The following is a 25,472-nucleotide window of genomic DNA, read 5'->3' on the forward strand; positions in this document are numbered from 1 at the left end:
ACAAGTCGCTTTTCGCGTGCTTTTATGGCAATATGGGTTGATATTTAATCCAGATTGACCTGAAAGGCAGGTGGCGCATGGACTTGATCACTTCCGCTGTCGTGGCGGCCATCGGGCATGGCGCTCCCGGCCATGCGCCCGGAGCCGTCGCCAGCCACTATGAGCGGCTCAAGCAGGCCATCGCCAAGTTCGACAGCGCCGCCGCCATCCTGGCAGCCATCGCCGCACTGGAAGCCGAGCCTGCCAATACCGAGCTGCAACTGGCCCTGACGGCCGCCCTGTCCAGTGCCAAAGTACCGGACGACATGGAAACCCTGTTTGCCGCGCAAGGCTTGCTCGATGCGGTGCAGCGGCCTTTGCCCCAGGTACCCGACGTGGAGGCCGTGCCCGCCCCGGCCGATAAAAGCGCTGACGTGTCGAATTATGCCGTCGTCAAAGTGTATTTCGCCACGGACCGCCAGCGCGACGTGGGCAAGCCGCCGGCCCAGCGTTTCAGCGGCGAACGCAACATCCTGGGAGGCAATGGCCCGCTCAGCTATGGCAGCTGCGACATCAGCATCCCCCGCGACCACCGCATGGGCCAGCTGGAATCGCCATCGCTGTGGCGCCTGGAATTTCGCGACGACCCGGCCAAGCACGTGGTGGTGCTGTCCGCCGAGGTGCAGGACCGCGACAACTTCTTTGCCACACTCAAAACCCAGATCCGCGCGTCGGCCGGCAAGAGCGCCTTTCTCTTCGTGCACGGCTACAACGTGCGTTTCGAGGATGCGGCGCGGCGCACGGGACAGATGGCCTACGACCTCGGTTTCGACGGCGCGCCCGTGTTCTACAGCTGGCCGTCGCGCGGCGGCGTGGCTGGGTACACCATCGATGAAAACAATATCGAATGGAGCACGCCCCACCTCACGGCGTTCCTGGCCGACTTTCTCGCCGGCACGGAGGCGGCGCAAGTCTATCTGGTGGGTCACAGCATGGGCAGCCGTGGCCTGGCGCGCGCCGTGGCCGACTTGCTGGCCGCGCAGCCGCAGCTGGCGCAACAGATAACGGAAATCATCCTGTCCGCGCCCGATATCGACGCGGCCATCTTCAAGCACGATATCGCGCCGAAACTGGCCGGCGCGCGCAACCCCGTCACCTTGTATGCCTCGTCGCAAGACCTGGCCCTGGCCGCCTCGAAGGCCGTGCACGGCTACGCGCGCGCGGGCGACAGCGGCGCGGGCATGCTGATCGTGGCGGGCGTGGAAACCATCGACGCCAGCGGGGTCGACACGAGTTTCATGAAACACGCGTATTTCGCGGAAAAGCGCTCCGCCCTGTCCGACATGTTTTATCTGATACGCAACCATGCGCGCGCCGACCAGCGCTTTCTCGACCCCGTCGACACGGTGGCCGGCCGCTATTGGACGTTCAAACCGTGACGCCGTTCCATCCGGAGCGGCACGCATGCTAAGATACGGCCCAGAGGGTGGCAACGGGCACGGCGATGACGCCGCCAGCCGATCCCCCGCAAGCAGGCCTATCATGTTGACATCATCTTCTACACCGCAAGCCGAATCGCTGATCCGCAACACCAACGCCCGCGTCACCAAGACGCGCGTGAAGGTGCTCGACTTTTTAATGGCGCAAAGCCGTTCGCTGACCCACCATGAAATCCAGCAGGCGCTGTCGCAGGAAAGCGATATCGATTCCGTCACCCTGTACCGGGTACTGGAATGGCTGACGGAAAATGAACTCGTGCACCGCATCGCGGGCGCCGACCAGGTATGGCGCTTCAGCGCGGGCGCCGGCCACCAGGCGCACGAGCACGCCCATTTCCAGTGCACGAAATGCGCGAACGTCACCTGCTTCAACGAAGTCAAGCTGCCGCCGCCCGTGCTCTTGCCGGAAGGCTTCAGCGGCGGCGAAGTCGATTACCTGATCAAGGGCCTGTGCCCGCTCTGCAAATAGCGGGCGTCACTTGAGCAGCAAGGCCAGGTGATGCTCGTCATAGAACAGCTCACCGACGCGCATCGAGCGCGGCTCCGTGCCATACGCGATAAATCCCAGCGATTCATACAGGCCCAAGGCGGCATTGTTTTCCGCATTCACGCTCAAATGCACTTGCATGATGGCAGGGTCGCGTTCGGCCTGTTCGATGCAGGCGTTGACAAGCCGCCGCGCCACGCCCTTGCCCCGCTGGGGCGCATCGACGAACACGCCCCACAGCAAGGCCTTGTGCGACAACTGGCGCATCGTTTCGCGCTGCAATCCGGCAAAACCGACGAGACATTCGCCATCGAAGGCGCCAAAGCCGCGCCGAAAGGCGCCGCCGGCAATGCGCTGCGCATGTTCTTCCGGCGTGCGGGCCAGCTCATCTTCGCGAGACGAAGAAAACGAGCTGGGCGAATCGAGGATGGCGCGCAGGCGCAGCGCGCAAAAGGCGGTGGTGTCGGCTGGCGTCAGCAGGCGGATGACGATATCGGGTGCGGGCATGTTGGAATCCGGCAGTTTTTTTCCATTATACCCACGCCCCCGCCTCAGGCACGCACGCGGCGCAAGCTCAGCAAAGTCCAGGCGTACAGGGCGGCCATCAGCAGCACCATGGCCGCGCCCAGGGCCGCCGTCCAGCTTTCCGGCAGCGACAACGCGGAGTCAAACTTGCCGGCCGCCATGTATCCAGCCATGACCACGCAGATGGCGACGATGGGCCAGCCCAGGCGGCGCCGGAAGGCGCGCACGATGTCCATCTTGCCGGTGCGCATGACCTTTGCCGTGACCCAGCCATCGAAAGTATCCGTCACGCCCATGCCGACGGCAAACACCGTGCCCGTGAGCAAAGCCGGCTGCATGCCGCCCAGCGCGACGGCCGCGTAGCCCCAGGCGGCCGCCTGCAGGGCCGTGTCGAAGACGAGCGCGAACAGCATGCCGACGAGGATGGCGGCGAGCGGCCCCGAAGCGCCCCGCAGCGCGTGCGGCAGCAGCCGACCGCGCACCTCGGCCAGTTGCGCGCCGGCCAGCAAGCTGCGCGCATTCATGCCGGCGATGAGCAGCAGCAAGGCGATGGGCAGCCATTCCAGCCAGCCGAATACTGCCTCCGACGGTGTAAATTGCTGCGACGCGACGGCGGCGACAGCGACGATGGCCAGCACGGTGACGCCATGCCCCAGCGCAAACAGCGCGCCCATCCATGGCGCCCAGCGCGGCGATGCGGCCTGGCTGCGCAAGGTCAATCCATCGACGGCGGCCAGATGATCGGGTTCCAGCCCATGCCGCATGCCGAGCAGGAAAATCAGCGCCAGGGCGGGCAAGCCCGCTTCCACGCTCATGCCGCCACCTCGCTTGCAATGGCCGTCACGCAACGGTCCAGGCCCCGGACCAGCATATCCTGCGGCAAGTCGCGGCCGATAAAGATGATCTTGCTGGCGCGCGTCTCGCCGTCGCGCCACGGCGCGCCCAGCTCCGAGCCCATCAGCATGTGCACGCCCTGGAACACGGCGCGGCAATCCAGGTCGGCCACGTACAAAATGCCCTTGTAGCGCATCAGCTGGGTACCGAACAGCTGCACCACGGCATCGAGAAAATTTTCCACCTGCAGCAGATCGAGGGGCTGGGACTGGTGGTAGACGAACGATTGCACGCCGTCGCCATGGCGGTGTCCCGGTTCTCCCAGGAAATCCGGCTCCAGCTCGACGATGGCGTTCAAATTGAAGCCGCGAATATTCAGGATGTCGCGCAGCGGCACATTGCCAAAGCGCACTTTCTGTATGCCGGCGCGGCCATTGATGGCGACCAGGCGCTGGCGCAACGCGGCCAGCTCGTCCTTGCTGACCAGGTCCGTCTTCGACAACAGGATGCGGTCGGCAAAGCCCACCTGCTCCTGCGCTTCCTTGTGCGCCGTCAATTGCTGCGGCGCGTGGCGCGCATCGACCACCGTCAGGATGGCGTCGAGCATGTAGTATTCGCTGACGGAGGGCTCCGCAAAGAAGGTCTGCGCCACGGGTCCAGGCGCTGCCAGGCCCGTCGTTTCGATGATCACGTGGTCGAAGGCAATAATTCCTGCCGCGCGCCTGGCCTGCAGTTCACCGAGGATGCGGATCAGGTCGCCGCGCACGCTGCAGCAGATGCAGCCATTGTTCATTTCCACGATCTGCTCGTCGCTATCTTGCACCAGCAAGCCATGGTCGATGCTTTCGGCGGCGAATTCGTTTTCGATCACGGCGATGCGCACGCCGTGATCGCCCTGCAATATGCGCTTGAGCAAGGTGGTTTTCCCGCTGCCGAGAAAACCCGTGATGATGGTAACGGGGATCAGTTCTGTCATATTGCTTTCCTGTCGGTGGTTAATCTTCGAGTTCTTCCATGCGCTGCCATTGCGGGAACGGGTCGGCCAGCTTGCGCCAGGCGGCCATGCCCTGGCGCGTTTCCGTGTAGTTGAGTTGACATTTCCTCAAGTCCGCCTCGATGGCGGCCTGGTCCATGTCCTGGCCGATGAAGACGAGTTCCTGGTAGCGGTCGCCATACGTTTCGTTCCAGCCCGCTTTAACTTCCGCCAGCGAGGCCGCATCCGTTGGCCAGCGCTCCTTCGGCACGGACGCCCACCACAGGCCCACGGGTTCGATATTCATCAGCTTGCCCGCGCCGGACAGGCTGGCCACCCATTCGGGGCGGCTGGCCAGCCAGAAATATCCCTTGCTGCGCACCACGCCCTTGATCGGCTGGGCAATGTAGTCATGCAGGCGCTGCGCGTGGAATGGCTCCTTCGCCCGGTACACAAAACTGCTGATGCCATAGGTGTCCGTTTCCGGCGTGTGGATGCCGGCCAGCTCCTGCGCCCAGCCCGGCATGCTGGCCGCCTGTTCCAGGTTGAACAGATTCGTGCCCAGGATGGCATCGAGCGGCACGACGGACTGGTTGGTTTCGATGATGCGTGCGCCGGGATTCAAAGCCTTGATGACGGCCAGCGCGCGCAGGCGCTCGGCCGCATCGACCATGTCGACCTTGTTGAGGACGATGACATTGGCAAACTCGATCTGTTCCGTCAGCAAGTTGGCCAGCTGGCGGTCGTCGCCTTCGCCCGCGATCTCGCCGCGCTGCTCGAGGCTGTCTTCGCTGTGGAAATCGTTGAGCAGGTTGGCGCAGTCGACGACGGTGACCATGCAGTCGATGCGCGCCACGTCGTTCAGGCTGTCGCCGTGCTCGTCTTCGAAGTTGAAGGTGGCGGCGACGGGCATCGGCTCGCCCACGCCCGTCGATTCGATCAGCAAATAATCGAAGCGGTTTTCCGCGGCCAGGCGCCGCACTTCCAGCAACAGATCGTCGCGCAGGGTGCAGCAGATGCAGCCGTTCGACATTTCCACGAGTTTTTCTTCCGTGCGCGACAGGGCTGCGCCGGCCGCCGCGGTGCCATCCCTGACAAGCGAGGCATCGATATTGACTTCGCTCATGTCGTTGACGATGACGGCCACGCGCTTGCCTTCGCGGTTGCGCAGTATGTGGTTGAGCAAGGTGGTCTTGCCGGCGCCGAGAAAGCCGGACAGGACGGTGACGGGGAGTTTGCGCTGGGTCATGGGTATCTTTCGAATGGGCAATTAAGGAGGCAATGGATCTTGGATTTTAAATGCAAGTCTATTGCGTTTGAATTATAATGCATCTCAGTTGCATTTGTGCGGCAATCTTTGCCGGCCTGACTTCCGAAAGAATTCCATGCTCCACCTCGCCTCTTTGACCTATGGCTATGACCATGCCAGCCCCGTACTCGATATCGACGCCTTTCACTTGCCCGCCGGGCGGCACGCACTGCTGCTGGGGCCGTCCGGCACCGGCAAATCGACCTTGTTGCATTTGCTGGCGGGCATCCTGGCGCCCCAGGCGGGCCGCCTTGAAGTGGCGGGCAGGTCCCTGCCCGGCCTCACGCCGCGCCAGCGCGACAGCTGGCGCGGCCGCACCATCGGCTTGCTGCCCCAGCAACTGGCGCTGGTGCCCAGCTTGGACGTGCTCGACAATGTCTTGCTGCCCGCCTACGCCAGCGGCCAGCGGGCCGATCCGGCACGCGCGGCCAGCTTGCTGGGCCAGATGGGCCTGGCCAACAAGCTCGACGCTTACCCGCATGCCTTGAGCGGCGGTGAACGGCAACGGGCCGCCATCGCGCGCGCCGTCGTCATGCGCCCCCGGCTGATCCTGGCCGACGAGCCGACGGACAACCTCGACGACGACGCCTGCGCCGCCGTCGTCAACCTGATGGCCAGCCAGGCTGCGCAAGTTGGCGCCTCGCTGGTGATTGCCAGCCACGACGCCAGGGTGCTGGCCGCCTTGCCCGATGCTCTCGTGCTGCGCCTGCCGCGCGCCAGGAAGGCGGCATGAACGCGGCCACCCTGGCCTGGCGTGCCCTGCGCCACAAGCCGCTGGCGTCCAGCCTGAATCTGCTGCTGGTGGCCATCGGCATCGCCATGATGACGTTCATTCTCGGCGTATCAAGCCAGTTGGAAGAGCACGCCGAACGCGATGCCCAGGGCATCGACCTGGTGGTGGGCGCCAAGGGTTCACCGCTGCAGCTGATCCTGTCGTCCGTGTATCACGCCGATATTCCGACCGGCAATATTCCCGACAGCGCGCTGACCGCGCTGGCCGCGCAGCCGCTGGTGCAATCGGCGATCCCGCTCGCGCTGGGCGACAACTTCCACGGCGTGCGCATCGTCGGCAGCACCACGGCACTGCTCGACCATTACGGCGCGCGCCTGGCGCATGGAAAACTGTTCACGCAGCCGATGCAAGCCGTGTTCGGCGCCCAGGCGGCGCGCGAAACAGGCGCCACTCTGGGCGCCCGCTTTGCCGGCTCGCACGGTCTGGCGGCCGGCGGCGAAGTGCACGACCATGCGCCCTACACGGTGGCGGGCATTTTGGCGCCCACGGGCACCGTGCTCGACCGATTGATCATCACGCCCGTCGCTTCCGTGTGGCAAGTGCACGAAACGGACCCCGACGAACCAGCGGCAACTGCGCCCCAGCGCGAACTGACGGCCGTGCTGGTGCAGTACGCATCGCCCCTGGCCGCCATCATCCTGCCGCGCTGGGTCAATGGCCAGCCGCGCCTGCAGGCGGCCCAGCCCGCTTTCGAATCGGCACGGCTGTTCAATTTGCTGGGCGTGGGCATCGCCGTGCTGCGGGCGATTGCCGCCGGCGTGCTGCTGGTGGCGGCCCTGTCGCTGTTCGTGGCGCTGTATGGCGCGCTGGAAGAGCGCAAGACAGACCTGGCCATCCTGCGCACCTTGGGCGCCTCGCCCGCCAAACTGCTGCGTTTGCTGCTGGCGCAAGGCTTGCTGCTGTCATTGACGGGCGCGGCGCTGGGCTGGCTGCTGGGCCATGCCGGTGTTGGCTTGCTGGAATCGATGCAGCAACTGAATCTGCAAGCATGGCGCATCGCGCCCGGCGAGGCGTGGCTGCCCGTCATTGCCGTGGCGGTGGGCTTGCTGGCCGCCGCCATTCCCGCCGCGCGCGCCTACCGCACCGATATCGCCGCCACCCTGGCGCGTCCCTGAAAGGAAGCGAACATGTTGAAAATCATGCTATTGAGTGCAGGACTGTTGTTTGCCGGCTCTGCCTGCGCCGTCCCCGCCGACGAACCACCGTCGCTCTTCGCTCCGTTGCCGGACTTGCCCGGCGTCGTGTCGTGGAAACTGCTGGGCAAGGCCACCACGGTCAAGGCGAAAAAGGGCCGCATGGTGCCGAAATACACGCCGGAAATCAGCGCGCTCGACAATACGGACGTGAAAGTGCAAGGCTTCATGATGCCGTTGGAACCGGGACAAAAGCAGAAACACTTCCTGCTGACCGTCACCTCGGCCAGTTGTCCCTTTTGCCTGCCGGCCGGTCCGGAAGGCGTGGTGGAGATCAAGAGCAGGACGCCCGTGAAATTCAGCTATGCGCCGTTCATCGTGCAAGGCAAGCTGAAAGTGCTGGCCAGCGATCCCATGGGCTTGTATTACCGCATGACGGACGCGGCCGTGGTGCCGCAATGACGCGCTGGCCGGCGCTATTGCTGTTGCTGGCCGGCCATGCGACTGCCGCGCCGCTATCCTTCGACTTGGCCCGGCTCGATGGCGAAGGCCGGCTGAAGCTCGGCCAGTTCCAGGGCCAGTCTGTGGTGCTGAACTTCTGGGCCAGCAACTGCCTGCCGTGCATCCAGGAGCTGCCGATATTGCATGCCCACGCCGCCAAGCAGCCGAAACAACCGTTCATCGGCATCGCCATCGACACGCGGGCGGCCGCGCAAGCGTTCCTGCGGCAGCATCCGGCCAGCTATCCCCAGGCCCTAGCCTCACCCGTCTTGCTTCCCATCTTTGGCAATCAAATCAAGGGCTTACCGTACACAGTGATTCTAACTTCTCAACATCGGATCTGCACGCGGCGCCTGGGGCCCGTCGATGCGGCTTGGCTGGCCGAGGCCGTGGCCGCCTGCGCGCACCCCTGAATCCATGCGCCTTGCACGACTGTCATCGCCGCGTCACATGGCGGCGTTACAGTCGCGTCCTTTGAATCTCTGCGAGGGCGGTAATGAAAACAAATAGGGTCATGCTGGCGGCGCTGGCAAGTGCGGGTCTCGTTGCTTGCAACGGCAGTTCAAACACGGCGCCGGCCATTCCCGAGGGCACGACGGTCACCGTGGCATTGCTGGAAACCACCGATATCCACTCGAACGTGTTGAGCTATAACTACTATGCGCTGGCCGAGGACACGAGCCTGGGCCTGGAACGCACGTCGACCCTGATCCAGGCGGCGCGCGCGGAAAATCCGAACAATGTGCTGCTCGACGATGGCGACGTCATCCAGGGCACCTTGCTGGCCGACCTGCAGGCCGTAGCCGCACCCGTGCCCTGCTCCAGCACGCTGGCCGTGCACAAGGCCATGAATGCGCTGAAATACGACGCGGGCGGCATGGGCAACCATGAGTTCAACTATGGTTTGCCTTACTTGAGCCAGATCACCAACACGGATTTCGGCATTCCCGGCGTGGCCAAGCCGACGGGCACGTGCGGCGCGCCCGCCTTCCCTTCCGTGCTGAGCAATGTCGTCGGCGTGGCCAGCGGCAAGCCCATCTTCCAGCCCTACACGGTGCTGCCGCGCGATTTCACCGCCACGGCACCCGATGGCAGCAAGCTGAGCGTGAAAATCAATGTGGGCGTGCTGAGCTTTGTACCGCCGCAAATCCTCGAATGGGATCAGAAAGTGCTCGCTGGCAAGATCAGCGTGACGGGCGTGCAGGAAGCGGCGAAACAGTACGTGCCGGAATTGCGCAGCAAGGGCGCCGACCTCGTCGTGGCACTGTCGCATGGCGGCCTGGACACGAGCGCCTACAGCCCGAAGATGGAGAACGGCAGCTATCATTTGACCACCACGGGCATCGATGCGCTGATGATCGGGCATTCGCACCTGATCTTCCCGAAAGGCAAGGAAGTGGGCGCGGCCGCGCTGGACGCCTCGTTTGCCGCCTTCCCGGCCAGCGCCAAGATCGACGCCGTCAACGGCTTTGTGAACGGCGTACCGACCGTCATGGCGCAAAGCTGGGGCCGCCGCTTGGGCATCATCAAGCTGACGATGGTGTATCAAAGCGGCAAGTGGGTAGTGCAGCCGGCCAAGACGACGGTGGAATCGCGCGGCTTCAAGTACGCGGATGGCACGACTCTGGTGAAAGCCGACCCGGCCATCGCGCCTCTCGTTGCCACCGAGCACGCGGCCACCATCGCCTACGCCAAGCAGCCGCTGGGCATCAGCACGGATTTCGAGATGTCGGCCTACTTCGCGCTGGTGGGCGACGTGAGCGCCATCCAGTTGGTGAACCAGGCGCAGCTCGACTACGTGAAGAACTTCATCGCCACCAGCACGGACGCCACCTTGGCCAGCTACAAGAATATTCCCGTCATCTCGTGCAGCGCGCCGTTCAAGGCGGGCCGCAACGGACCATCGGACTTCACCGACGTGGCCGCAGGCGCGACGCCGGCCGCGCCGATCGGCTTGCAGGTGCGCAATCCGGGCGACTTGTATTTATATAGCAATAACAATCTGCAAGCCGTCAAAATCAAGGGATCGGACTTGAAGGCCTGGCTGGAAACGTCGGCCAAGCAATTTGCCCAGATCGACCCGGCCAGCAGCGCCGAGCAGGACCTGGTGCCGTCGTATGGCACGATCTATAACTATGACGTGTTCTACGCGGAAAACAATGCGCTGACGTACCAGATCGACGTGACGAAAAAGCCGGGCAGCCGCATCGTCAACCTCACGTACAAGGGCGCGCCCGTGGCCGACGGCGATGACTTCATCGTTGCCACCAACGACTACCGCGCCGGTGGCGGCGGCGCCGTGCCCGGCATCGATGGCAGCAAGACCATCATCAAGTCGCCCGATGCGAACCAGGCCGTGGTCAGCAACTACCTGGCGTCGCTGAGCACCAAGGGCGGCAAGGTGACCCTGGCGGCCAATGGCAGCGCGCGCAGCTGGAGCTTCGTCAAGACGGCCACGGCAGGTCCCGTGATCCTGCGCTCGGCGCCGGGCCATCTGGCACTGGCGCAAGGCGGCGGCATCACCAACGTGGCGGCCGAAGGCGGACTCGACGCCAGCGGTTTCGCCAAGTACCGCATCGACCTGAGCAAATAAGGTCCATGGGCCGGAACTGCGGTGGTTCCGGCCTGTTTTGATGAAAGGTGATCCAGATGAAACACGCACTCTCCCTGCCCGCCGTCGTGCTGGCCACTGTCCTGGCCACTATACTGGCCGCCTGCCAGTCGTCGCCACCGCCCACGGCGGCGGAAATCGAAGCCGTCGCCATGCATGCGCGCCAGGCGGGCGACCACCAGGCCGAACGCCGTGTACGCAACTGGGCCGGCAAGGACATGCCCGTCGCCGAGCGCGAACTGGCGCTGATTTACCAGCCCCGGCCCGAGCGCCGCGCCGATGCCTTGAACCTGTTCGAACAGGCGGCCCGCGCGGGCGACACGGAAGCGGCCTTCGAGCTGGGCCAGATGCTGCGCGCGGCTACGCCGGGCCAGGCCTGGTTGTGGTACCGGCAAGCGGCGCAGCAAGGCCATGCGAAGGCGGCCCTGATGCTGGGCCTGCTGGCGGCGAATGGCGAAGGCGTGCCGCAAGACCCCGTGATAGCCGCCCACTGGCTGGCCAGGTCCAGCGAACTGGGCAATCCGCACGCCATGTTTTTGCTGTACAACGCCTACCGCGAAGGCCGCGGCGTGCCGCGCGACCTGGCCAAGGGCCATGCATTGCTGGAAGAAGCGGCCCACCACGAATATCCGCCCGCCATCCAGGAACTGGCCATGACGGTGCAGGCGGACGATGCCCTGCGCGCCGGCCACCTGATGAAGGAAGCGACGGAGCACCGGCATAACAACTGGAACAAGTTTTAAGAACTGGGCAAAAGGCCAGTGGCGTGATCGTAGCCTGCCTTCATATACTTGCAACTTGCAAGCGTGCGGGAGCGGCAGCTACTCAGCGCTTATGATGCAAGGATGCCGCCTGAGCTTGCTCGGGCGGCGCGGCAAGCCATCCCGCACAAAAAAAGTTGACACTGGTTTGCATTTTAGAAATTTTACTCTGGACCAGCCCCGGTGAGTGTTCATTCAACCCAGCCAGTGTTTGAGTAGCGCCGGTGCGTCCATTGCTCTGCCTAGCCATGAAAGAAAGAGTCCAATGAAAAAGCTGACCACCGCCTTTGGCGCGCCTGTTCCCGACAATCAGAACATCCAGACGGCCGGCCCGCGCGGCCCCGCCCTGTTGCAAGATGTGTGGTTCCTGGAAAAGCTGGCCCACTTCGACCGCGAAGTCATCCCCGAGCGCCGCATGCATGCCAAGGGTTCCGGTGCGTACGGCACGTTTACCGTCACGCACGACATCACGCGCTACACGCGGGCAAAAATCTTCGGTGAAGTGGGCAAGAAAACGCCGATGTTCGCGCGCTTTTCCACGGTGGCCGGCGAACGGGGCGCGGCGGACGCGGAACGCGATATCCGCGGCTTCGCCCTGAAGTTCTACACGGAAGAAGGCAACTGGGACCTGGTCGGCAACAACACGCCCGTCTTCTTCATGCGCGACCCATTGAAATTTCCCGATTTGAATCACGCCATCAAGCGCGATCCGCGCACCGGCTTGCGCAGCGCCAACAGCAACTGGGATTTCTGGACTTCGCTGCCCGAAGCCCTGCACCAGGTCACGGTGGTGATGAGCGACCGTGGCTTGCCGCGCAGCTTCCGCCACATGCACGGCTTCGGCAGCCACACCTTCAGCTTCCTGAATGCGCAAAACGAGCGTTTCTGGGTCAAGTTCACCTTGAAAACCCAGCAAGGGATTCAAAACCTGACGGATGCGGAAGCCGAAGAACTGGTCGGCAAGGACCGCGAAAGCTCGCACCGCGACCTGTATGAAAGCATCGAAAACAAGGATTTCCCCCGCTGGACCCTGTACGTGCAGATCATGCCGGAAAAAGAGGCAGGCACGTATCACCTCAATCCGTTCGACCTGTCGAAAGTATGGCCGCACGGCGATTATCCGCTGATCGAAGTGGGCGTACTGGAGCTGAACCGCAATGCCGACAATCACTTTGCGGAAGTGGAACAGGCGGCCTTCAACCCGGCCAACGTGGTGCCTGGCATCAGCTTTTCGCCGGACAAGATGCTGCAAGGCCGCTTGTTCTCGTATGGCGACGCGCAGCGCTACCGACTCGGCGTCAACCACAGCCATATCCCTGTCAACGCGCCGAAATGCCCGTTCCACAGCTACCACCGCGACGGCCAGATGCGCGTCGACGGCAACATGGGCGGCACCCTGGGCTATGAACCGAACAGCGAGCAGGAGTGGGCCGAGCAGCCCGATTTCCGCGAGCCGCCATTGAGCCTGGAGGGCGCGGCCGACCATTGGAACCACCGCGTTGACGAGGATTACTATTCGCAGCCGCGCGCCCTGTTCCGCCTGATGACCGCGGCGCAGCAGCAAGCCTTGTTCGACAACACGGCGCGCGCCATCTCGGGCGCGTCAGAGCAGGTCAAGCAACGCCACATCGGCAACTGCACCCTGTGCGACCCCGCCTATGGCGCGGGCGTGGCCGAAGCGATCGGCCGCCTGGGCAAGTAAGGCAAGCTGATAAGCGATGCGGAAGACCTGGCAGCAGACCTTCCGCAGCAGCGATCCACGGCAAGGCGGCCAGGCCCGCTTGCTGTCTACCAGCGCTGGATATCGATCTGGCCCGTGATGCTCGTTTCCACCGGATAACCCTCGACCTGAGACGGCACGCGCCGCTTGACGGACGAGTCGCGCAGATATACGACGAGCGCCTCCTTGCCCACGGCCGTGTGCCCCACGCTGACGCCTTCCACGCCCTCGATGGCCATCAGCGCCCGTTCGTTGCGCCGTTTTGCCGCTTCCAGCCGGCCCTGGGGCGCGGCATGGGCGTACCGGTCCATGCCCTGCCCAGGAGTCTCATCCGGCAAATACGGCATGGCGGCGTCCTCGAAGACGCCATACGGCGATTGTGCGAATTTACTGTTTGACATGACCAACCCTCCTGATGCCTTCCATGATACACCCGGCCATCGGGCGCCGCAGCGCCGTTCGCCGGGCACATGGCTGCTGCCGCTCATACCATCATCATCGTGCAAAAAACAGCGTTATACAAGGACGAGACGGCGCGACACCAGCGCCGCGCCGCCTCCTCGAGCGGTCAAGTATACAAATTGATGTCGAGCGCCACCACCACCCGCCGCATCTGGTTGGCAAAGGTGATATTATTGCCGCCGGCAAACAGCAGGCCGACGGGATTGCGCTGCTGGTTCCAGGTCCAGATGGACGAGCCGGAATCGCCGCCCGCGCTGAACGCCCCGCTCACGCCCGTGATGGCGATCTGGTCCTGGAACAGCGCGATCCTGCCGCCGCCGTAATTGACGTTGATGGTGGCGCCCAGGCCCGTGATGCGGCCCTGCGTCAATTGCGTCGTGCGGCCCGACTTGCCAACCATCATCCCCAGCGCGGGCGCCACCAGCGCATTGCTGATGCGGAAGTACGCGGGCACGCCGCCGCTCAGGTAGACCAGTTCGGGACGCACCCTGTCTGGCCAGGCCCAGCCGGTGGCGCAATCGACGAAATTGACGCCGCCGCTGAAATTGATGGGCACGAAACGTTCGAGCACGGCCACCTGGTCTTGCGGGCAGCGGCCGCCGTCGATGGGGCCAGGCTGCACGATGCAGTCGTTGAACACGCCGCCGTTGGAATTGGCCAGCACGTGATTATTGCTAAGAATCATCAAGCGGCTGTTGCGCGGCGCGCTGCGCCCCACGGCCAGGCAGCCGACGGTGCCGGCCGTGATGCGGAAATGCCCGACCGACACGCCGCCCGGCGCCGGGCGCAAGCGGAAACGGTGCGGCTGCGCGTCGATCACGCCCGTGACGACGATATTGACGGGCACCCTGTCGCTGGACACGGCGCGCACGCCCATGGCGCCCACGATGGCGGCCTTGGCGCGGTCGACGGAAGTGGGCTCGGCCACGTACAGAGTCAGGGCCGGCAAGCCCGGCTCGCCGGACGAGCTGTCGCTGGCGCCCTCGCCCAGGCCGATGGACACGCCCTGGATATTGCCGCCGTCGCTGAAGGCATCGGCCGCGCGCACGCCGCCCGCCTGGGAGGTGGACTGGCGCATGCCGTCTTCGATGCTGCGCTTGATTTCCAGCAATTCCATGCTGACGCCGCTCAAGGCGTCGGGCATGTCCGAGACGGATGCGCTCTCGATCGTATTGTCGTCTTCGCCGGGGACGGCAAATTGGCCGATGGCCTCTTCATCGTCCGCGCTTTGTCCCCTGCCGCTGCCGCCAGGCGGGGCGCTGAAACCATTCTCGTTGCCGATCATCATGCTCTCCTCGTGGGTCGTTCCGAAACACCAGTGTGGGCTGGCTGCGCAGGCCGGTATTGATCTGGATTGAATCGCGCTGACACGCGGCTGCCTTAGCCCAACGGGGGCAGCGAGGATAAAAATAGTTCCCTCGTCAAGGTTGAGCGAGATCAGGCGTGCGGGCAGAGGCAGCGCCGTATACTTGGCTGGCAGGCTGGAATTGGGCCTGCTCCACGGCAGCAACGGTATGGATGGGGGAATAATGACGAGCCCTGGTATGACACGCCAATCCGACGACGCGCCTGCGGACCAACATGCCGGTTTTATGCACGGCATGGCGGCCTGGGCAGAAAAACACCGCATCAGTCCCTGGCGCGGCAGTTTTGCCGACTTCATCGAGCAGATCCTGCCCGGCCGCGCGGCCCTGTTGACACGCGGCGCGCACCAGTACCTGTGGGACATGATGCGCTGGAACGGCCAGACGGACGATGCCGGACATTTCCGCTGCCGCCTGTTCGACGACGAGCTGTTCGGCATCGACGAGGCGATCGACCGCGTCGCCGCCTATTTCAAGGCGGCCGCCGCCGGCTCGGAGGTGGGCCGGCGCATGCTGCTGTTGCTGGGCCCGCCGTCGGGCGGCAAGTCGACCATGGTGATCCTGCTCAAGCGGGGGCTGGAAGAATACAGCCACAGCAGCGAAGGCGCGCTGTACGGCATCGCCGGCTGCCCCGTGCACGAATCGCCGCTGCACCTGGTGCCGCACAGCATGCGCGCCGACTTTCGCGCCAGCTATGATGCCGAGCTGCACGGCGAACTGTGTCCCCATTGCCGCGCCCGCCTGGAAGAACAGTACGCGGGCGACTTCCTGCGCATGCCCGTCGAGCGCATCCATCTGTCCGAAGCGGGCCGCTGCGGCATCGGCACGTATGCGCCGCACGATCCCACCACGGCCGACCTGGCCGACCTCGTGGGTTCCGTCGACCTGGCGAAAGTGGCGCAGTACGGCGACGAAGGCGATCCGCGCGCCTGGTCGTGGTCCGGCGCCGTGTATGCGGCCAGCCGCGGCATGCTGGAAATGATCGAAATCCTCAAGGTCAAGCGGGAATTCCTCTATTTACTACTAACCCTGACGCAGGAAAAGAATGTCAAGGTGTCGCGCTTTCCCCTGATTTACCTCGACGAGACCATCCTCGCGCACACGAATCTGGCCGAATTTCGCAAATTCCTGCAAGAAAGCGAAAACGAGGCCTTGCTCGACCGCATGGTCATCGTGCAAGTGCCGTATACGCTCAATTACCGCGAAGAAGCGCGCATCTACCGCAAGCTGATCCAGGCGGCCGCGCCCGCCTTCCGCGATGTGCACCTCGATCCGCACGTGCTGCATGCGGCAGCCGTGTTTGCCATCCTCAGCCGCTTGCCCGAAGGCGACGACAAGGAGGCCGAGCTGGTCAAGAAACTGCGCGTGTATGCCGACGAAGACGTCGACGACTTGCAGCATGCCGATATCCGCCGCGTGCGCGAACGCGACAAGGCGCCCGACGAGGGCCTGTCGGGCGTCTCGCCCCGTTTCGTCATCAATGCCCTGTCGCACGCCATCATTTCCGCCCAGCGCAACAGCCTGTCCACCATGGACGTCCTGCTGGCCCTGAAAGACGGCATCGAAAGCGATGCGCGCATCGAACCGCGGCGCAAGCGCAAGTGGGTCGATTACCTGGTGCTCACGCGCAAGGATTTCTATAACCGCTGGGTCAAGGCCGACGTGCACAAGGCCCTGTTCGTGTCGTTCGAGCAGGAAGCGCAAGACTTGCTGAACAAATATCTCGATGAAGTCGAAGCCATGCTCGACAATCGCCAAATCCGCGACCCCATCACCAGCGAAGAACGCCGTCCCGACGAGCGCTTCCTGCGCGCCGTGGAAGAAAGAATCCACATCAGCGACTCGGGCAAGCAATCGTTCCGCCAAGAAGTGGTACGCAAGGCCATGAGCGCCTTCAAGCGGGGAGAAGCGTTTGGCCTGGGCAGCCATGCGCAACTGCACGACGCCGTCCAGCAATATCTGTTCGAACAGCGGCGCGACGTGCTGCGCCTGGTGGGCTCGGCCAAGCGGCCCGATGACGACGTGCGGGCCAGGATCTCCGCCGTCGAGCAGCGCCTGGTCGACGAATATGGTTATGACGCTCATAGCGCACGCGAAGCGCTCAACTACGTGACCACCTTGCTGGCGCAGGAATAGCCATGTCCGCCACGACCTCGCCAGGCAGCGGCAAGCACGATAGCCCAGTGGGATCATCCGCGCCGGCCCTGGCCCAGCCTTGGTATGGGCTGTTCTCGCGCGGCGCGCGCGACTGGCTGCGCCACAACCAGAAAGTGCGCGACGCCGTGCAGGCGCACTTGCCCGAGCTGATCGCCACGCCTGACCTGATCGGCGGGCCGCAGCAGCGCACGGTGCAAGTACCCATGCACCTGCTCGAACATGCGCGTTTCCGGCTGGCGCCCGCGCGCAACAGCGTGGGCGCGGGCCAGGGTGACGGCCAGCCCGGCGATATTCTGCGCACAGCCCGTCCCGGCGCCATGGGCGGGGCCGGAACGCAAGGCGAAGGCGGCGACGGCGAGGGAGCTGTGCGCCTGCTGCTCGAGTTTGCCATTGACGACATACTCGACTGGCTGTGGGACGCTTTCGAGCTGCCGCACCTGAAACCGCGCCACCTGGGCGCTATCGACGACGTACGGCTCGTGCGTAGCGGCCTGGAGCGACATGGCGCCCGTTCGCGGCTGGACCGGCGGCGCACCGTCAAGGAAGCAATCAAGCGGCGCGCCCTGCAAGCGCAACCTGTGCCTTTCACCAATGAAGACTTGCGCTACCGCCAGGTGCAGCCACTGCCCCGGCCCAGCACGAATGCCGTCGTGTTTTTCGTGCTGGACGTGTCGGCCAGCATGGCGCAGACCGAGCGCAAGCTGGCCAAATCCTTCTTTTTCTTTGCCTTGCAGGGCTTGCGCCGCAGGTATGCGCGCGTGGAAACGCGCTTCATCGCCCATACGACGCGGGCCTGGGAATTCTCCGAAGCCGAGTTCTTCCAGGTCAATGGCATGGGCGGCACCATGGCTTCCACCGCCTTTCGCCTGAGCCGCGAGCTGCTGCAGGAACACTATGCGCCGGGCCGCTACAACGCCTATCTGTTCTATGCCTCCGATGGCGAGAATTTCAGCGAAGACCGCGGGGCGACCAGCCTGGCCCTGGGCGAACTGGCCGCCTTGCTCAACTATATGGGCTATGTGGAAACCGTGCCCGGCGTGCCGCGCAGCCTGGAAACGGAAATGCACAGCTTGTTTTCCGAGCAGGAACGGCGCGGCTTGCCCTTGCACAGCAGCATCCTTAGCAGGAATGACGATATCTGGGCGGCCATCCGCACCTTTTTCCAGCACGAGGCGGCCGATACTGAGGACACGGCATGACGCCTGACACAGCCAACCTGGACGGCTACGCGGCGCGCATCGAAGCGCTGGCGCGGGAAATGGGACTGGAGTTTGCTCCCGTCGAGTTCGAGCTGGTACCGGACAGCTTCATGGCCGAGATCGCCATCTATGGCTTGCCCGTGCGCATGCGCCACTGGTCGTTCGGCGTGCGCTACATCCACCAGCTCGTGCATCAAAAGATGGGCAACTCGCATATGTTCGAAGTCATGTTTCCAGGCGACCCTTGCCATGCCTACATGGCCGAGCACAATTCCGTGGCGGAAAACACCCTCGTCACGGCCCATGTGCTGGGCCACGCCGACTTCGCCAGCCGCAATGCCCTGTTTCTGCGTTTCGGCGCCATGGCCGGCCAGCACATCCTGGAACAAAGCGCGGCGCGGGCGCAGCGTCTCGAAATGGCGCTACAACGGCACGGACAGGAGCAGGTGGAAGCCGTGCTCGACGCCGCACTGGCGCTGGAGCAGCACGTGGACATCCACGCCGAGCTGCACCGCCCGCCCTATGCCGCGTTAGCCGGGCCAGCCGGTGTGGCCGGCACGCAAAACGGGGCTGGCGCAGACGATCCTTTTACGCGGCGTTACCAGCGCTTGCCCGGTGAAGCGGCGGCGATGGCGGCGCACGAGGCGGCCCGGGCACGGCTGGCACAGCGCCCCCTCGTGCCGCCGCAGCCCGAATACGACTTGCTGTGGTTCATTGCGCAATATGGGCCGGACCTGGCCGACTGGGAACGCGACATTTTCCTGGCCGTGCGCGAAGAGTCGTTTTACTTTTATCCCGTGTACGCCTGCCAGATCATGAACGAAGGCTGGGCCTCGTACTGGCATGCGCGCCTGTTGCGCGAAGCCGACTTCCTGCCGCCGGCCCTGTACCTGTCCGCCACCAAGTCGCATTCGGACGTGGTGCGCCCTTACGCGGGCGAGCACCAGCACGCGCTGGCCGTCAATCCCTATCACCTGGGTTTTTGCATGTGGGAACACATCATCGAGCGCCAAGGACTGGCGCGGGCGCGCCAGATTTGCCGCGACGATGACGACTGCAGCTTCATTCGCAACTATCTGGATGGGGAACTGGCAGACCGCCTGGGCCTGTTCGTGCATGAAAGCCACCGCGACGGCGAAGCGCGCCTGGCCAGCCGCGAATTGCTGGCCATCCGCGAAGCCATCCTGGCCCCAAAATACAACTATGGCGCGCCGTGCATCGCCGCCACCCTGCTCAACGATGACGGCAGCCTGGTACTGCGCCACGATCACCAGCGCGACGGGCGCGGTCTCGACCTGGAGCGGGCGGAACAGGTGCTGGCGTACATCGCCCGCGTCTGGCGCCGTCCCGTCACCCTGCATACGGCCGATTTCCGCGGCACACCCCGGGTTCTGCACAGCAAGATCGATGGCGTACCGGAGCCGCCCGCGTCGCCTGCGTCAATAATGCCGGCAGCGCCGCCTGCGCAACACTGAACGCCGAACGGCAGGCGGTCGGGCCGATATCGGGGTGTACCTGGCCAGCATATGCCTCGCGCGTGGCAAGCTTGCCATTCAAGCCCGTTCAGCCTGTTCCATATACCAGGCGATGGTCTGCCGCAAGCCTTGCGCCAGGTTGTGCGTGGGGACATAACCGAGCAGGCGGCCCGCCTTGGCGATGTCCGCCTGCGAATGGCGCACATCGCCGGCGCGAAACTCGCCATAGTGCGGCGCCAGCGGCACGTGCTGCGGACGGGCGGCCAACAGCATCTGCTGCATGGTGGCGTGCAGCTGCGTCAGGCTGGTGCGGGCGTTGACGGCCACGTTGTAGACCTGGTTGACGGCTGCCGGGTCGGCGCGCGTGGCGGCGAGGATATTGGCTTGCACGGCGTTGTGCACGAAACAGAAGTCGCGGCTGGTGGCGCCGTCTCCATGGATGTGCACGGCCTGCTTGTCCAGCATGGCGGCGATCCAGCGGGGAATGACGGCCGCGTAGGCGCCCAGCGGGTCCTGGCGCGGACCGAAGACATTGAAATAGCGCAGTCCCACCGTCTGCATGGCGTAGCAGCGCGCGTACACTTGCGCATACAGCTCGTTGACATATTTGCTCAAGGCATACGGCGACAGGGGCGCGCCGATGTGCTGTTCCACTTTTGGCAGGGCCGGATGGTCGCCATACGTGGCGCTCGAGGCCGCATACACGAAGCGCCGCACGCCCGCGTCGCGCGCGGCGGCCAGCATGTTCAGGAAGCCGCTGACATTGACGGCGTGGCACAGCAGCGGGTCTTCCAGCGAACGCGAGACGGAGCCGAGCGCCGCCTGGTGCAGCACAAAATCGACGGCGGCGACGGCAACGGGGCCGCCCGCACCGGCGCGGCCGCGCTCGCCCATGCTGTGGTCGCCACTGCCGCTGCCACCATCGGCCGCATCTGTCTCGCCGTCCGCCTCGCCATCGCCGGCGCTGGCAGCCTGGCTGGCGGCCTGCGCAGGCGTACCGCATGCACGCGCGCACACTTGCGGATCGCGGATATCGCCTTCGATGAAGGTGAAGCGGCGCCACGCCTGCTCGCCCACGCTGGCGCACACCTGTTCCAGGTTGTGGCGGTGGCCCGTTATGAAGTTGTCGAGGCCGCGCACTTCCTGTCCCAGCTTCAGCAGGGTTTCCAGCAGGTGCGAACCGATGAAGCCGGCCACGCCCGTCACCAGCCAGCGCCGAGGTTCCTTGCTCAGTTGTGCGCAGGCTTGCGCATAGGCACCGGCAGCCGGATCACCAGCGGAGGCGTTTCGCGCCGCGTTTGCGGCCTGATCGAAGGGTTCGGCCGCCATCACAGCCGCCACACGTGCAGGCCGCCGTCTTCCAGCGGACGGGGGTCGAAATGCGATTTGATATCGATGAAACAGCCGTTTTCCAGCACCTTGGCCTGGAAGTCGGCCAGCGGACGGGCCAGCAAGGCCTGGTGCGAGACGGCGCTGATGATGGCCTCGGCCTGCGGCAGCTGTTCCCAGCTTTCCAGCAATAAACCGTACTCTTCCAGCGCTTCGCGGCCATCGGCGACAGGGTCGTGCACGTGCACCTGCACGCCGTACGATTGCAGTTCGTGGATCATGTCGACCACTTTCGAGTTGCGCAGGTCCGGGCAATTTTCCTTGAAGGTCAGGCCCAGCACGTTCACGTGCGAGCCTTTCAATTTGAAGCCGGCCCGCACCATTTCCTTGATGGTTTTTTCCGCCACGAACTTGGCCATGCCATCGTTGATGCGGCGCCCGGCCAGGATCACGTGCGGGTGGTAGCCGAGCATTTCCGCCTTGTGCGTCAAATAGTATGGGTCGACGCCGATGCAGTGGCCGCCCACCAGGCCGGGCCGGAACGGCAGGAAATTCCATTTCGTGCCCGCCGCCTGCAGCACTTCCAGGGTGTCGATGCCGATGCGGTCGAAGATGATGGCCAGTTCGTTCATCAGCGCGATGTTCAGGTCGCGCTGCGTGTTTTCGATCACCTTGGCCGCCTCGGCCACCTTGATGCTCGACGCCCGGTGCACGCCCGCCTCGACCACGCCTTCGTACAGGGCGGCCACCTGGTCCAGGGTGGCGTCGTCGTCGCCCGAGACCACCTTGCGGATGCTGTGCAGGGTGTGGTCCCTGTCGCCGGGGTTGATGCGTTCGGGCGAAAAACCCACATGAAAGTCTTCCTTCCAGCGCAGGCCCGAATGCTGTTCGAGGATGGGGATGCAGATTTCCTCGGTCGCGCCCGGGTACACGGTGGACTCGTAGATGACGATGGCGCCGCGCCGCATGTGCCGTCCGACGGCCGCGCTGGCGCCGGCCAGGGCCGAGAAATCGGGATTGTGCGCGCTGTCGACTGGCGTGGGCACGGCCACGACGATGAAATCGGCCAGTTCCAGTTCGGCCGGATCGCAGCCGACGCTCAACCATTGCGCCGCGCGCAGCTGTTCCGTGCTCACTTCACCGGTCGGATCGACATGGCTGCGGTAGCTTTCCACCTTGCGTGCCGACAAGTCAAAGCCGATCGTGCGCTGGCGCATGCCGAACGCCACGGCAAGCTGCAAGCCCACGTAACCGAGCCCCACCACCGCCACCACGCCGCCCTTGCCATTCACCTTGCTATTCACATTGCTCTCCACCTTGCTATCCATATGCATGTGCTCCGAATGGTTGCGGCACGAGCATCGCCGTCCGGGAAATTCTACGGTTGCCAATCGGGCCATTCTTGAGCGGGAACAAGAAACACGGGCCGGCGGCCAGCATGCGTGCGGACAATCAGCGGCTTGTTGAGCGCAATCAAGGAGAACGGCGGCCATCTTTTTAAGCTAGACCATGCCCATCGCCCATCGCCCATCGCGAATCGGCTAATCGTCCACGCACGCCGCTACCGGAGACTTCCATGGCCCGTTCCCTGCCCCGCCCTTTCCCTGGCCTGCCGGCCGCCGCACTGTGCTGTACCCTGCTGCTGCCCCTGCTGACGGCTTGCCACGGCACGCAGAGCAGTGCATCCCTGCTGGCCGACGCGCAGCAGTACCGGCAGAAAGGCGAAGCGCGGGCCGCCATCATCCAGTTGAAGAACCTGCTGCAAAAGGAACCGGACAACGCGGCCGCGCGCTTGCTGCTGGGCAGCATCTATATCGACACGGGCGAAGCGCTGTCGGCCGAAAAAGAATTGCGCAAGGCAAAGTCGCTGGGCCTGGCGCCGCAGCAAGTGATGCCCCTGCTGGGCAAGATCTGGCTGATGCTGGGCCAGTTCGACAAGGTGCTGGCCGAGATCGCCGACGATGCGGCGCAGCCCGCCAGCGTGCTGGCCCTGCGCGGCGACGCCTTGCTGGCCCTGGGCCGCCAGGACGAGGCGCACGCCCTGTACTCGCGCCTGCTCGAAGCCCATCCCGACCAGGTCGAGGCCTTGCTGGGCCTGGCGCGCCTGTCTGCGCTCGACCACCAGGTGCCGGCGGCCGAGCTGCTGCTGGCGCAAGCCTTGAAAAGCGCGCCCGCCAACCTCGACGCCTTGCGCCTGCAGGGCGACCTGCTGCGCCTGCAAGGCAAGAACGCTGCGGCGCGGCTCGCCTACATGCAGATCCTCAAGATAAAACCGGACAATACCCAGGCGCACATCGACCTGGCCAACCTCGATATCGTGGAGAACCGCTATGCGGAAGCGGGCGCGCAGCTCGCCACGGCGCGCAAGACGGCGCCCAACAGCCTGGGCCTGCTGCAAGCCCAGGCGCTGCTCGATTTTCGCCAGGGCAAGCACAAGGCGGCCCTGCAAGCCTTGCAGCTGGTGCTCAAGGCGGCGCCCGACCACATGCCGTCCATCCTGCTGGCCGGCGCCGTGCAACTGGCGCTCGGCTCGCCGCCGCAGGCGGAAAACTATCTGCGGCGCTTCCTGGCCGTGTATCCCAGGCATTTGTATGCCGTCAAGATGATGGCGTCGATCGAATTGATGCGTGGCAAGACCGATGCCGCCATCGACTTGCTGCAACCGATGCTGGCCGCCTTCCCGGAAGACGTGGAATTGCTGTCGCTGGCCGGCGAAGCCCACTTGCGCGCGCGCCAGTACGACAAGGCAACCGCGTATTTCGAACAGGCGAGTACTTTGGCGCCGGACACGGCCAGGCTGCATGCGGCCCTGGGCATCAGCCGCCTGGGCATGGGCGAAAACAGCCGCGCCATCAATGAACTGGAACGCGCCAGCATGCTCGACAAGAGCACGCCGCAAGCAGGCACCATGCTGGTGATGACCTTGCTGCGCAACAAGCAGAACGACAAGGCCCTGGCCAGCGTCAACATGATGGAAGAGCAGCAGAAAGGCACGAATCCCTTGCTGCTGAACCTGAAAGGCGGCGTCTACCTGGCCTTGCGCGACTTGCCTGCCGCGCGCGCCAGTTTCGAGCAGGCGCTGAGCATGGACCCCGTCTACCTGCCCGCCTTGAACAACCTGGCGCAGATCGACTTGGCCGAGAAAAAGCCGGAGCAGGCGAAACAGCGCTTCGAGAAGGCGCTGGCAAAAGCGCCGAAAAATGCCGACCTGTGCGCGGCGCTGGCCAAGCTGGCCGCGTCGCAGGGCAAGACGGAAGAGGCGCGGCGCTGGCTCGAGCGGGGCCACCGCGACAATCCCGACGCCGTCGCGCCAGCCCTGCTGCTCAGTAACTTCTACCTGAAGACGGGCGCGCCCGACAAGGCGCTGGAGCTGGCGCGCACCTTGCAAACGGGCCACCCGGGTGACGCCGATGCGCTGGCCCTGCGCGCCCAGGTGGAGTACAGCGCCGGCCTGGCGCCGGCAGCGCTCGACAGCTACAACAAGCTGGCCAGCATACAGACCACGTCCGCGCCCTTGCAGATGCGCATCGCCAGCCTGCATCTGGCGCTGGGCGACCACCAGAATGCGCTGCAAGCCGTCAAGCGGGCGCAAGTGATTGACCCGACCCTGCTCGAAGCGCGCGTCGTCGAAGTGGCACTGCTGCTGAACCTGAACCGCCAGCGCGAGGCGCTGGCCGTGGCGCGGCAAGTGCAGGAACAGCGGCCGAAGCTGGCGGCTGGCTACAAGCTCGAGGGCGACGTGCTGATGGAGCAAAAGCTGCCGCAGCAAGCCGTCAAGCTGTACCAGCACGCGTTCGGCATCAGCCCCATCGGCCCTTTGCAGGTGCAGCTGTACCGCGCCTTGCAGGCGTCCGGGCAAGAGCGCGAAGCCGATGCGCGCATGGCCACCTGGCTGAAGGAGCACCCGGAAGACTTGCCGACGCGCACCTACCTGGCGGGCACCCGGCTGGCGGCCAAGCAATACCGCGCCGCCATCGAGCACTTCCAGTATGTGGTCGCCAAGGACACGGATAACGTGGTGGCGCTGAACGACCTGGCGTGGGCGTATCAGCAGGAAAAAGATCCGCGCGCGCAGACCACGGCCGAACAGGCCCTCAAGCTGGCCCCCGGCAATCCCGCCGTGCTCGACACCCTGGGCTGGATCATGCTGCAGCAAGGCGACGTCAAGCGCGCCACGGCCCTGCTGCGCAAGGCGGCGGACCTGGCGCCGAAGTCGCCCGAAGTGCAATACCACCTGGGCGCGGCCCTGGCGAAATCGGGCGACAAGGGCGGCGCGCGCAAGCAGCTGGAACAACTGCTTGCCGCCAACAAGGACTTTCCGCAGCGGGCCGAGGCGCAGGCCTTGCTGACCCAGCTGTAGG

General features: G+C 64.7%; 21 protein-coding genes. 13 read left to right on the plus strand and 8 right to left on the minus strand.

The window, feature by feature from the left end:
* Nucleotides 1–77: 77 nt before the first annotated feature.
* Together ACQ4WO_RS06755 and ACQ4WO_RS06760 are read left to right on the plus strand one after the other, a co-directional pair.
* Nucleotides 78–1,418, plus strand: a complete 1,341-nt coding sequence (locus tag ACQ4WO_RS06755; protein ID WP_436480736.1) for an alpha/beta hydrolase — start codon at nucleotides 78–80, stop codon at nucleotides 1,416–1,418.
* A 103-nt stretch (nucleotides 1,419–1,521) separates the two neighbouring features.
* A complete protein-coding gene (locus tag ACQ4WO_RS06760; RefSeq protein WP_436480737.1) occupies nucleotides 1,522–1,947 on the plus strand; it encodes a Fur family transcriptional regulator in 426 nt (141 codons plus the stop codon).
* Between the two features lie 6 nt (nucleotides 1,948–1,953).
* Here ACQ4WO_RS06760 and ACQ4WO_RS06765 read toward each other — a convergent pair whose 3' ends face one another.
* Genes ACQ4WO_RS06765 through zigA form a run of 4 tightly spaced genes read right to left on the minus strand, consistent with a single transcriptional unit; the run spans nucleotide 1,954 to nucleotide 5,546 of the window.
* The gene (locus ACQ4WO_RS06765; protein WP_436480738.1) at nucleotides 1,954–2,472 is read right to left on the minus strand and encodes a GNAT family N-acetyltransferase; all 519 of its coding nucleotides are present in this window, start codon (nucleotides 2,470–2,472) and stop codon (nucleotides 1,954–1,956) included.
* Nucleotides 2,473–2,516: 44 nt separating this feature from the next.
* Nucleotides 2,517–3,305 (minus strand): HoxN/HupN/NixA family nickel/cobalt transporter, encoded by a 789-nt coding sequence (locus ACQ4WO_RS06770; RefSeq protein ID WP_436480739.1) that lies wholly within the window; start codon nucleotides 3,303–3,305, stop codon nucleotides 2,517–2,519.
* Nucleotides 3,302–4,300, minus strand: coding sequence for a CobW family GTP-binding protein (locus ACQ4WO_RS06775; protein ID WP_436480740.1), 999 nt, complete (start codon nucleotides 4,298–4,300; stop codon nucleotides 3,302–3,304). The genes ACQ4WO_RS06770 and ACQ4WO_RS06775 overlap by 4 nt, the downstream gene beginning before the upstream one ends.
* A gap of 19 nt (nucleotides 4,301–4,319) precedes the next feature.
* Complete coding sequence (gene zigA, locus ACQ4WO_RS06780; protein ID WP_436480741.1) at nucleotides 4,320–5,546, minus strand: zinc metallochaperone GTPase ZigA; 1,227 nt, start codon at nucleotides 5,544–5,546, stop codon at nucleotides 4,320–4,322.
* Between the two features lie 136 nt (nucleotides 5,547–5,682).
* Between zigA and ACQ4WO_RS06785 the strand changes: the two genes are divergently transcribed.
* From ACQ4WO_RS06785 to ACQ4WO_RS06815, 7 genes are all read left to right on the plus strand, one after another.
* On the plus strand, nucleotides 5,683–6,339 hold the full coding sequence (locus ACQ4WO_RS06785; RefSeq protein WP_436480742.1) for an ABC transporter ATP-binding protein: 657 nt from the start codon (nucleotides 5,683–5,685) through the stop codon (nucleotides 6,337–6,339).
* Nucleotides 6,336–7,514, plus strand: coding sequence for an ABC transporter permease (locus tag ACQ4WO_RS06790; protein ID WP_436480743.1), 1,179 nt, complete (start codon nucleotides 6,336–6,338; stop codon nucleotides 7,512–7,514). Before ACQ4WO_RS06785 ends, ACQ4WO_RS06790 begins: the two co-directional genes overlap by 4 nt.
* A gap of 12 nt (nucleotides 7,515–7,526) precedes the next feature.
* Complete coding sequence (locus ACQ4WO_RS06795) at nucleotides 7,527–7,994, plus strand: DUF3299 domain-containing protein (protein WP_436480744.1); 468 nt, start codon at nucleotides 7,527–7,529, stop codon at nucleotides 7,992–7,994.
* The gene (locus ACQ4WO_RS06800; protein ID WP_436480745.1) at nucleotides 7,991–8,446 is read left to right on the plus strand and encodes a TlpA family protein disulfide reductase; all 456 of its coding nucleotides are present in this window, start codon (nucleotides 7,991–7,993) and stop codon (nucleotides 8,444–8,446) included. The genes ACQ4WO_RS06795 and ACQ4WO_RS06800 overlap by 4 nt, the downstream gene beginning before the upstream one ends.
* Nucleotides 8,447–8,529: 83 nt before the next feature.
* Entirely contained in the window at nucleotides 8,530–10,626 is a 2,097-nt protein-coding gene (locus ACQ4WO_RS06805) for a bifunctional 2',3'-cyclic-nucleotide 2'-phosphodiesterase/3'-nucleotidase (RefSeq protein ID WP_436480746.1), read from the plus strand.
* A gap of 56 nt (nucleotides 10,627–10,682) precedes the next feature.
* Complete coding sequence (locus ACQ4WO_RS06810; RefSeq protein ID WP_436480747.1) at nucleotides 10,683–11,387, plus strand: tetratricopeptide repeat protein; 705 nt, start codon at nucleotides 10,683–10,685, stop codon at nucleotides 11,385–11,387.
* A 283-nt stretch (nucleotides 11,388–11,670) separates the two neighbouring features.
* Nucleotides 11,671–13,107, plus strand: a complete 1,437-nt coding sequence (locus ACQ4WO_RS06815; protein ID WP_436480748.1) for a catalase — start codon at nucleotides 11,671–11,673, stop codon at nucleotides 13,105–13,107.
* Between the two features lie 86 nt (nucleotides 13,108–13,193).
* On the opposite strand, the gene ACQ4WO_RS06820 is transcribed toward ACQ4WO_RS06815, so the two are convergent.
* Entirely contained in the window at nucleotides 13,194–13,526 is a 333-nt protein-coding gene (locus tag ACQ4WO_RS06820; protein WP_436480749.1) for a hypothetical protein, read from the minus strand.
* 167 nt (nucleotides 13,527–13,693) lie between these two features.
* Nucleotides 13,694–14,875 (minus strand): chymotrypsin family serine protease, encoded by a 1,182-nt coding sequence (locus tag ACQ4WO_RS06825; protein WP_436480750.1) that lies wholly within the window; start codon nucleotides 14,873–14,875, stop codon nucleotides 13,694–13,696.
* Nucleotides 14,876–15,131: 256 nt separating this feature from the next.
* Here ACQ4WO_RS06825 and ACQ4WO_RS06830 point away from each other — a divergent pair, with 256 nt between their 5' ends.
* The 3 genes from ACQ4WO_RS06830 to ACQ4WO_RS06840 are packed head-to-tail and all read left to right on the plus strand — an operon-like array spanning nucleotide 15,132 to nucleotide 19,782.
* Nucleotides 15,132–17,087 (plus strand): serine protein kinase, encoded by a 1,956-nt coding sequence (locus ACQ4WO_RS06830; protein ID WP_436480751.1) that lies wholly within the window; start codon nucleotides 15,132–15,134, stop codon nucleotides 17,085–17,087.
* A 2-nt stretch (nucleotides 17,088–17,089) separates the two neighbouring features.
* Nucleotides 17,090–18,307, plus strand: coding sequence for a DUF444 family protein (locus tag ACQ4WO_RS06835; protein WP_436480752.1), 1,218 nt, complete (start codon nucleotides 17,090–17,092; stop codon nucleotides 18,305–18,307).
* Entirely contained in the window at nucleotides 18,304–19,782 is a 1,479-nt protein-coding gene (locus ACQ4WO_RS06840) for a SpoVR family protein (protein ID WP_436480753.1), read from the plus strand. The genes ACQ4WO_RS06835 and ACQ4WO_RS06840 overlap by 4 nt, the downstream gene beginning before the upstream one ends.
* A gap of 78 nt (nucleotides 19,783–19,860) precedes the next feature.
* On the opposite strand, the gene ACQ4WO_RS06845 is transcribed toward ACQ4WO_RS06840, so the two are convergent.
* Both ACQ4WO_RS06845 and ACQ4WO_RS06850 read right to left on the minus strand, forming a co-directional pair.
* Entirely contained in the window at nucleotides 19,861–21,111 is a 1,251-nt protein-coding gene (locus tag ACQ4WO_RS06845) for an SDR family oxidoreductase (RefSeq protein WP_436480754.1), read from the minus strand.
* Entirely contained in the window at nucleotides 21,111–22,439 is a 1,329-nt protein-coding gene (locus ACQ4WO_RS06850) for a nucleotide sugar dehydrogenase (protein WP_436481176.1), read from the minus strand. The genes ACQ4WO_RS06845 and ACQ4WO_RS06850 overlap by 1 nt, the downstream gene beginning before the upstream one ends.
* Before the next feature lie 248 nt (nucleotides 22,440–22,687).
* Here ACQ4WO_RS06850 and prsT point away from each other — a divergent pair, with 248 nt between their 5' ends.
* Nucleotides 22,688–25,471, plus strand: coding sequence for an XrtA/PEP-CTERM system TPR-repeat protein PrsT (prsT, locus tag ACQ4WO_RS06855; RefSeq protein WP_436480755.1), 2,784 nt, complete (start codon nucleotides 22,688–22,690; stop codon nucleotides 25,469–25,471).
* Nucleotide 25,472: the final 1 nt, after the last annotated feature.

It is taken from the genome of Janthinobacterium aestuarii, from assembly GCF_051380835.1.
GTDB lineage: Bacteria > Pseudomonadota > Gammaproteobacteria > Burkholderiales > Burkholderiaceae_D > Janthinobacterium > Janthinobacterium aestuarii.

Excerpts from the sequence above, each read along its gene's own strand:
- ACQ4WO_RS06755 (WP_436480736.1), top strand. The coding sequence starts at position 78 with ATGGACTTGATCACTTCCGCTGTCGTGGCGGCCATCGGGCATGGCGCT.
- ACQ4WO_RS06760 (WP_436480737.1), top strand. The coding sequence starts at position 1,522 with ATGTTGACATCATCTTCTACACCGCAAGCCGAATCGCTGATCCGCAAC.
- ACQ4WO_RS06765 (WP_436480738.1), bottom strand. The coding sequence starts at position 2,472 with ATGCCCGCACCCGATATCGTCATCCGCCTGCTGACGCCAGCCGACACC.
- ACQ4WO_RS06770 (WP_436480739.1), bottom strand. The coding sequence starts at position 3,305 with ATGAGCGTGGAAGCGGGCTTGCCCGCCCTGGCGCTGATTTTCCTGCTC.
- ACQ4WO_RS06775 (WP_436480740.1), bottom strand. The coding sequence starts at position 4,300 with ATGACAGAACTGATCCCCGTTACCATCATCACGGGTTTTCTCGGCAGC.
- zigA (WP_436480741.1), bottom strand. The coding sequence starts at position 5,546 with ATGACCCAGCGCAAACTCCCCGTCACCGTCCTGTCCGGCTTTCTCGGC.
- ACQ4WO_RS06785 (WP_436480742.1), top strand. The coding sequence starts at position 5,683 with ATGCTCCACCTCGCCTCTTTGACCTATGGCTATGACCATGCCAGCCCC.
- ACQ4WO_RS06790 (WP_436480743.1), top strand. The coding sequence starts at position 6,336 with ATGAACGCGGCCACCCTGGCCTGGCGTGCCCTGCGCCACAAGCCGCTG.
- ACQ4WO_RS06795 (WP_436480744.1), top strand. The coding sequence starts at position 7,527 with ATGTTGAAAATCATGCTATTGAGTGCAGGACTGTTGTTTGCCGGCTCT.
- ACQ4WO_RS06800 (WP_436480745.1), top strand. The coding sequence starts at position 7,991 with ATGACGCGCTGGCCGGCGCTATTGCTGTTGCTGGCCGGCCATGCGACT.
- ACQ4WO_RS06805 (WP_436480746.1), top strand. The coding sequence starts at position 8,530 with ATGAAAACAAATAGGGTCATGCTGGCGGCGCTGGCAAGTGCGGGTCTC.
- ACQ4WO_RS06810 (WP_436480747.1), top strand. The coding sequence starts at position 10,683 with ATGAAACACGCACTCTCCCTGCCCGCCGTCGTGCTGGCCACTGTCCTG.
- ACQ4WO_RS06815 (WP_436480748.1), top strand. The coding sequence starts at position 11,671 with ATGAAAAAGCTGACCACCGCCTTTGGCGCGCCTGTTCCCGACAATCAG.
- ACQ4WO_RS06820 (WP_436480749.1), bottom strand. The coding sequence starts at position 13,526 with ATGTCAAACAGTAAATTCGCACAATCGCCGTATGGCGTCTTCGAGGAC.
- ACQ4WO_RS06825 (WP_436480750.1), bottom strand. The coding sequence starts at position 14,875 with ATGATGATCGGCAACGAGAATGGTTTCAGCGCCCCGCCTGGCGGCAGC.
- ACQ4WO_RS06830 (WP_436480751.1), top strand. The coding sequence starts at position 15,132 with ATGACACGCCAATCCGACGACGCGCCTGCGGACCAACATGCCGGTTTT.
- ACQ4WO_RS06835 (WP_436480752.1), top strand. The coding sequence starts at position 17,090 with ATGTCCGCCACGACCTCGCCAGGCAGCGGCAAGCACGATAGCCCAGTG.
- ACQ4WO_RS06840 (WP_436480753.1), top strand. The coding sequence starts at position 18,304 with ATGACGCCTGACACAGCCAACCTGGACGGCTACGCGGCGCGCATCGAA.
- ACQ4WO_RS06845 (WP_436480754.1), bottom strand. The coding sequence starts at position 21,111 with ATGGCGGCCGAACCCTTCGATCAGGCCGCAAACGCGGCGCGAAACGCC.
- ACQ4WO_RS06850 (WP_436481176.1), bottom strand. The coding sequence starts at position 22,439 with ATGGATAGCAAGGTGGAGAGCAATGTGAATAGCAAGGTGAATGGCAAG.
- prsT (WP_436480755.1), top strand. The coding sequence starts at position 22,688 with ATGGCCCGTTCCCTGCCCCGCCCTTTCCCTGGCCTGCCGGCCGCCGCA.